The sequence below is a fragment of the Providencia sp. PROV032 genome, from assembly GCF_028484875.1.
Taxonomy (GTDB): Bacteria; Pseudomonadota; Gammaproteobacteria; order Enterobacterales; family Enterobacteriaceae; genus Providencia; species Providencia rettgeri_E.
On the sequence record NZ_JAMPSX010000061.1, the window covers coordinates 1 to 3622 of the forward strand.

At 52.2% G+C, this 3622-nt stretch carries 7 protein-coding genes; all 7 read right to left on the minus strand.

The window, feature by feature from the left end:
* Positions 1-1112: replication protein (locus PSF42_RS20515; RefSeq protein ID WP_272680566.1), on the minus strand; the 1112-nt coding region annotated here is incomplete at its 3' end.
* A gap of 175 nt (positions 1113-1287) precedes the next feature.
* Positions 1288-1608: a ParC family partition-associated protein gene (parC, locus tag PSF42_RS20520; RefSeq protein WP_036425564.1), complete on the minus strand. Its 321-nt coding sequence runs from the start codon at positions 1606-1608 to the stop codon at positions 1288-1290.
* Between the two features lie 81 nt (positions 1609-1689).
* Complete coding sequence (locus tag PSF42_RS20525; RefSeq protein ID WP_272680568.1) at positions 1690-1818, minus strand: hypothetical protein; 129 nt, start codon at positions 1816-1818, stop codon at positions 1690-1692.
* 110 nt (positions 1819-1928) lie between these two features.
* The gene (parA, locus tag PSF42_RS20530) at positions 1929-2558 is read right to left on the minus strand and encodes a ParA family partition ATPase (RefSeq protein ID WP_258091362.1); all 630 of its coding nucleotides are present in this window, start codon (positions 2556-2558) and stop codon (positions 1929-1931) included.
* A 95-nt stretch (positions 2559-2653) separates the two neighbouring features.
* The gene (locus PSF42_RS20535; protein WP_272680569.1) at positions 2654-3223 is read right to left on the minus strand and encodes a recombinase family protein; all 570 of its coding nucleotides are present in this window, start codon (positions 3221-3223) and stop codon (positions 2654-2656) included.
* The gene (locus PSF42_RS20540; RefSeq protein ID WP_272680570.1) at positions 3144-3314 is read right to left on the minus strand and encodes a hypothetical protein; all 171 of its coding nucleotides are present in this window, start codon (positions 3312-3314) and stop codon (positions 3144-3146) included. The genes PSF42_RS20535 and PSF42_RS20540 overlap by 80 nt, the downstream gene beginning before the upstream one ends.
* Positions 3315-3442: 128 nt before the next feature.
* Positions 3443-3622 (minus strand): hypothetical protein (locus PSF42_RS20545; protein WP_272680567.1); only part of this gene is annotated, 180 nt, incomplete at its 5' end.

Consider the following 3622-nt stretch of genomic DNA (forward strand, 5'->3'; position numbering starts at 1 on the left):
GTTTTTAGTTCGCGCTGTTCGTCATCTGTGATTTGGAAAAGGTTAATTAGCGTGTCGTTCTTTGGCGTGTACAGCGGTGCGAACTCTCGACCGGCAAAGCTGATTTTTTCGCCCTTCTCGTAGGCTTTGGCCTTGCTGTAGAGCGTCATCAGCTCCTTGTCACGATAAGCCCAGGTTGGGGCCAGCTCACCGGCCAGGGCTTTTGCTTCGTAATACATCTGGCTGCTATGGGTTGCACCAGATAGCAGTAGGAAGTTAAGACGCCAGAAAAGGTGCTGCATACGCTCGCCTTCGCTCACACCGCCGCGCAAGGTGGCCAGCTTGCGTAAATCTTCGAGTCGGTGCCAGGCTAATTGCCTGCCGCTGAATCCGCGCAAGTTGTCGGTTTTAGCACCGGACAACAGCTTTAACTGCCTACGTTCTGCACGCTCCTGGCGTTGCTGTTCAATCGTCCAGCGAGCCACTGGCAGCAGCATTTCTGCAAGGTACTCAAAACTGTAGCGCACCGGCTGGCCGTCCGGCCCGTTTTCAACGTGGACAACCCGGCAAATCTCGCCGCTTTTGCTGTTGACGGTTTCGACCAGGCGAAGCACCCGGCTTGCATCTTTCGCGGCTACGTCCGCGCCTACGGGCCGCAAGCGGTCAATAAGGTACTTTTGGCAAGCGTTCCAGCGGGGCAATGCTTGGCGCGGTATCGTGCCGTCTAGCAGCCATTTGGCTTGTATGCCCCGACCGCTGAAAATCAGCATCGAGGGTGTGGGGATGCCTTCCTGGGCGCAGTGATACAAAACGGATGCCGCCAGTTGTTCTGGTGTACGGCCTTTGGCCCAAGGGGTGCGGTATGTGTCCAGGTCAGCAAACAGCAGACCAAGCCGGGCAAGGTTCACTACCCGACGATTCGGGCGGATAAATTCGGCTTGTGTTAGCCAGGTGTCACGGCTTTTGTCGATAAGCTCCAGGACGGTGGGCATTTCAATCAAGCGGTGTGATGACTGCCGCTTGTCGCCGTTCACATCGACAAGGATAGAGAAAAAACCAGCTCGCGCTGGGTCGTGGTATGCCCTGGCTTCTTCCGCCCGGTCGAATAGTGATAGCTGTTCTACTGCTGCCATGTCCGTCCTTTGTCCGCCTGTGCTATATGCACAAGACTTGTCAAAGCAGAAACAAGGCCGTAGAATAATGTTTAGCTAAACCCGTTTTTTCTACGACGGTCGTGTCATTTGGCCCTGCAAGGCTTTTGACCCGTGTTTCTGCAAAGCCCCGTTGCCCAACGGGGCTTTTGCTTTTCTAAAGATCATCGCTAGCTTTTCCTAGCAAAGACCTCCCTTTATTTCTTGTCAACGTGCGCGGCAACCAGCCCTCCACATCGACGTTAAACTGATAGATTCCATGCTGTAACAGCACGGATGCTGCACCGTCCACACTATGAAAGCAACGCGCTCCACCTCTCGACCGGCCTAAAATTCTGGTACTTGCGCCAAGCTGCAAGACAATAATTAAGCCTTTTTCCGAAACCTGGATAGATGCGCTTTCTACGTTACCAGTAGCTAACATTTCTTTGAAAGCCACCGGCGTGACAATACCTATCGAATCTATATCCGTAATCATGCCTTAAGTTCTCCCGCCTGACAACCAAAGTTGAACATTGTCGCCACAAAATCAACCTTGTGTAAAATCGTATTTACTGATTTACTGATTTACGAATTTCTGTAAAAGTAGTGCTCTGACTTCATCAGCGATTGATGTTCCACTCTCAACGCAGTGCATCTTGATTGCTCGATGCAGGCTTTCCGGTATGTCTATAGTTAGCCGCTTCATTGGCTCTTTTTCGATGGGCGCAGTATCTCGGTTCTGTACCCAATCATCAGCCGCTACTGTCGCTGCTGCTGTGTTTGTCGGTTTTGCTCCGATTTGAATTTTCTTCCCACTCATTTTGCAAACTCCAAAATTTCAGCTACCAAGGCGGCAATTTCCGCTGCTGCCGGGCCTACTGTGTCAATCTCAAAAACCGCTTTACCCTGGGCCGCCGCTTCGGCATAAATAACGCGCTGCGTTACTGTTGACGTGAGGATTGGCATTTCATAAGCGGCCAACGCTTCGCCTACGTCTCTGCCTATTGCTGTATTTGCGATTTTACGATTAACCACAAATGCAGATTTAAGGTTTTCTTTATATACGGTGGCCTCTTGAATCAGCTTCACAACTTCATCAGCGGCCCACACGTCATAAGGTGAGGGCTGTACTGGTATCAGTACCAGGTCGCTCGCCATAATCGCGCTACGCGCCAGGTCAGTGACACGGGGCGGGCCGTCAATGATGATGTGGTCGTACCCTTGGCCAACTTGGCCAATCTCTTTATGTACCGATGCGCGGGGCAAGCCTACGACTGAAAAAATCGGGTCGCCTTCTCGGGCTGCCGACCAATCTAGTGAGCTGCCCTGTGGGTCTGCGTCGATTAGCAAAACTCGCGCCCCGCTATGTGCAAGTGCTGCTGCAATGTTCACTGATAGAGTGGTTTTACCGACCCCGCCCTTTTGGTTCAAAACTCCGATAATCATGGCTTCATCCTTTACGGTTTTGTGTGTCTGCGATTATACGACTTTACAGACTTCCGTACAAGCACAATTACAGAATTACAGAACGTCGTAAATCTTTATTTAATGCTTTCTGTGCTTTCGCTACGCTCAATGGCTCTATATAGGGTTGAACGATGCACGCCCAATATGGCGGCTACTTCCCTCACGCTATAGCCTTCCTGGTCGATCAGTTCGCGTGCGTGCGTGATCTGTGTTTCTGTAAGGGTAGGGCGCGGGCCAAACTTCACACCTCGCGCTTTCGCGGCTTCACGGCCTTGCCTGGTACGGTCAATAATCAGTGACCGCTCAAACTCGGCTATGCCTGCAAATACGGTTAAGACCATCCGACCGGCTGGGGTTGTGGTGTCTGCCCACGGCTCCGCAAGTGACCGCAAACCGGCTCCTTTTGTTTGTAGTTGCTCGGCTATGTCCAGCAGGTCGCGGGTGCTGCGAGCCAGGCGGTCTAGCCGGGTAACGGTCACAACATCGCCGGGGCGTAGGTGATCGAGCAACCGGGCCAGCTCCGGGCGGTTGCGCTGGGTTCCGGTGAACTTTTCAGAAAATAGCTTAGTGCAGCCAGCGGCTTGCAGCTCGGCCCTTTGATTGGTTAAGTCCTGGTCGTCGGTACTGACTCGGGCATAGCCCAACAGCAGGCCAGTAGTGGTGTTTTTGTTCATTGTGTACTGTCTCCGGTTTTAGTCGCATGTGTTCATTATATGCAACTAAAACACGCGACACGGCAACGCCTGGTAAACAGCAGGACGGTAACTTGTCGCAAGTCTTAGGACATACGCGACAAAACAAGACAGTTTCAGCGCAAACAAAAAAGGCGGCCAACTGGCCGCCCTTTCTGTTCCTGGTACTGCTTAGATTTGCTGTTTCTTTGCAGCTTCAACCATCAGCCGCCCCAGTGCAACGTCATGCTGTGCCTTCAAAGCATCAAGCTGTAGTTGCAGCTTTTGCATTTCTTCTGGCGTTAAACCTGCGGTGTTCAGTTTGCTATGCACAACGTCAATGCTGCGCTCTAAAGCCTTTGCAGCTCCTTT

Bases quoted from the DNA above. Each gene is read 5' to 3' on its own strand.
- parC (WP_036425564.1), bottom strand. From the start codon at position 1,608: ATGATTACGGATATAGATTCGATAGGTATTGTCACGCCGGTGGCTTTC.
- parA (WP_258091362.1), bottom strand. From the start codon at position 2,558: ATGATTATCGGAGTTTTGAACCAAAAGGGCGGGGTCGGTAAAACCACT.
- PSF42_RS20525 (WP_272680568.1), bottom strand. From the start codon at position 1,818: ATGAAGCGGCTAACTATAGACATACCGGAAAGCCTGCATCGAGCAATC.